Here is a 2,831-nt window from a genome sequence, read left to right as displayed (position 1 = left end):
GACATCGCAGGCGCCCACGGCCCGGTTCACCGTGTCCGAGTCCAGTATGGATCCCAGGATGAACTGGAACCCTGGCCTCTTCATCAGGTGGAGGATGTTTTGCAGGCTTCCGGTGGAAAGGTCATCGAGGACAATGACCTCATCCTCCCGAGCCAGCAACGCCTCGGCCAGGTGTGACCCGATGAACCCCGCTCCGCCGGTAATCAGGGCTCTCATCCGGACACCTCCCCGCCAGCCGCCGGACCCCCGTGCAGCGGCGCAGCGGGGACGACGCCCGCCTCGCCCGGGATCCGACCCGCCCGGCGCAACTCGGATTCGATCCAGCGGTAGGTCCGCGCCAACCCCTCTTCCAGCGGGATCTGCGGCTCCCAGCCCAGCACCTGTCGCAGGCGGGTGTTGTCGCTGTTGCGCCCGCGCACCCCCTGCGGCTTGGTTGGGTCGTAGCGCTTGCGCAGCCGCTTGCCGGCGATGCGGCAGACGATGTCCACCAGCTCGTCCACCGTCACCAGCCGGTCGGTCCCCAGGTTGAGCGGCTCGGGGTAATCAGAGCGCATGAGGCGCCAGATCCCCTCGACGCAGTCGTCCACGTACATGAAGGACCGCGTCTGCCGCCCGTCTCCCCAGACCTCGATCTCATCACCGTCACGGGCGAGAGCCACCTTGCGGCAGATGGCGGCGGGCGCCTTCTCCTTTCCGCCCTCGTAGGTCCCCAGCGGCCCGTAGACGTTGTGGAAGCGGACGATCCTTGTTTCCAACCCGTAGTCCTCGCGGTAGTACCGGCACATCTCCTCAGCGAAGAGCTTTTCCAGGCCGTAGCCGGGCTCGGGGTCGGCCGGCCAGGCCTCCTCCTCGCGCAGTGGGGTAACGTCGGCGCTCTGCTGCCGGTAGCGCGGGTAGATGCAGGCCGATGAGGAGAAGAGGAAGCGGCGCACGCGGGCCTCCCGCGCCGCGTCGAGCATGTACAGGTCGATGAGGGCCGAGTTGCGGGCGACCTGGGCGTGGTAGACGGTGATGTAGCCGATGCCGCCCATATCCGCCGCCAGGTGGTAGACCTCGTCCACCCCGCGCACGGCGGCCGCGCAGGCGGCGGGGTCACGCAGGTCGGCCCGCAAGAACTCGTGCGCCGCGGTGGGCTCGAACTCGGGGGCCTTGATGTCCGCCCCGCGCACCCAGCAGCCCCGGCCCACCAGGTAGCGCACCAGGTGGTGCCCGATGAACCCGCCGGCCCCCGTGACCAGCACGCGCACCGTCATCGCTCCCTCCCACGCTGGCCCTGCCTCGACGTCGCTCAGGCCAGCGCCTCCTCCACCACCCGCACGAACTGTGCCAGCTGTCTCGAACGCTCGAAGTCCGCCGCCGCGGCCAGTGCCCGGCGCCCCATGGTCTCCAGCAAGTCCGGTGACGCCATGGCCTGTCGCACCGCGGCCGCCACCGCAACCGGGTCGTCCGGGTCGGCGACAAAACCGCACCCGTACCGCCGCACGATGCGGGCGACGTCGCTGGCCTCCGGAGCCACGGCCAGCACGGGCCGCCCGGCCGCCAGGACGGCGTAGAGTTTGCTGGGCACCACGACCCCTTCCAGGCCCCGCCGCACGGTGACGACGTGGAGGTCGGCTGCAGCGAGCACGTAGGGCACCTCGTCCGCCGGGCGGTACGGCAGACGGCGCACCTGCGGCAGTGCCTCGGCCGCGCGGTCGATGGTGGGGGCGGCCGCGCCGTCGCCCACGAAGACGAGCCCGGCTCCCGCCCCATCCAGCAGGGCCGCGGCCCGGGTGAGCGTCTGCCAGGCCCCGGCAAATCCCAGGTTGCCGGCGTGCAGCACGACAAACGGGTACGGCCCCCGCACCGCCCGCACGACCGGGTGGTCGGCCGCCATGACGGTCGGTGGCGGGCCGCCGTCGCGCACGACAGCGATGCGCTCGGGAGCGACACCTTTCGCCACCAGCCGGTCGCGCATGTCGTCGCCCAGCACGATTACCCGGTGCGCGCGGCGCAGAGCCCAGCGGTGCCACCGGTCCCACGCCGCCGTCCACGGTCCCGGGCGCAGCAGGCCACCGGCCACCGCCATGTCGGGGTAGAGGTCGCGGACGTTGTAGACGAAGCGTCGCCGGCGCACCGCCGCCGCCAGCGCCCCGGCGATGCCGGCCACCGGCGGGTCGGTCATGGCCAGGAGGAGGTCGGCCGGCAGGGCGAGGGCCCGAGGCACCGCCAGCGCCAGGTAGGTGAGGTAGTTAGCCAGCCGCCCGGCCATGCGGCGGCGCGGGAAGGCGGTGGAGCCGACCCGCTCGACGATCACATCGCCCCCTCGCTCCCGGCGGAGCAGGTAGGCCGGGTGGCGCTCGGCGGGGTCGTAGGAGGGCCGGCCGGCGAGCACCGTCACCTGGTGACGTTCTGCCAGGGTGCCCGCGACAAGGGCCGCCATCTGCGCGGTGGCCGCGCTATCTGGAGGGAAGTACTGATTGAAGAGCAGGATCCTCGCCATGGGACACCCAGCCTTTACCCGACGCCGGAGGCTGGAGCCGACACGCGAAGGACCGCAGATCTACCGGAACCACCGCCCCTACCGACGCCGAAGACGGGGGCGTCCATCGCTTTCACGATCTCCAAATAGAGCACCTAGCCTGAGGACCCTGGGACAGCGTTCCCCTTGTCCACCAAGAAGTCGCCGATCGCCAGCACGTCCATCTGCGTCCGCAGGAAGCAAGCCACCGCCTCCTCCGGGGTGCAGACGATGGGCTCGTTCTCGTTGAACGACGTGTTCAGCACCACCGGCACGCCGGTCAGGCACTCGAACTCCTTGATCAGCCGCCAGTAGCGCGGGTTGGTGTCGC

Annotated in this window: 4 protein-coding genes; all 4 read right to left on the bottom strand. The window is 71.0% G+C overall.

Features of this window, described 5'->3' with window-relative positions; genetic code table 11:
* The coding region (locus tag QN141_14020) for a GDP-mannose 4,6-dehydratase (protein MDR7559595.1) at positions 1-216 on the bottom strand (216 nt) is incomplete at its 3' end.
* A complete protein-coding gene (locus tag QN141_14015; protein MDR7559594.1) occupies positions 213-1,253 on the bottom strand; it encodes an NAD-dependent epimerase/dehydratase family protein in 1,041 nt (346 codons plus the stop codon). The genes QN141_14015 and QN141_14020, both read right to left, overlap by 4 nt.
* Before the next feature lie 35 nt (positions 1,254-1,288).
* Positions 1,289-2,482: a glycosyltransferase family 4 protein gene (locus tag QN141_14010; GenBank protein ID MDR7559593.1), complete on the bottom strand. Its 1,194-nt coding sequence runs from the start codon at positions 2,480-2,482 to the stop codon at positions 1,289-1,291.
* 134 nt (positions 2,483-2,616) lie between these two features.
* The coding region (locus QN141_14005; protein ID MDR7559592.1) for a carbamoyltransferase C-terminal domain-containing protein at positions 2,617-2,831 on the bottom strand (215 nt) is incomplete at its 5' end.

This window comes from Armatimonadota bacterium (assembly GCA_031459765.1).
Classification (GTDB): domain Bacteria; phylum Sysuimicrobiota; class Sysuimicrobiia; order Sysuimicrobiales; family Kaftiobacteriaceae; genus Kaftiobacterium; species Kaftiobacterium secundum.
This window is presented reverse-complemented; position numbering and strand designations above follow the sequence as displayed.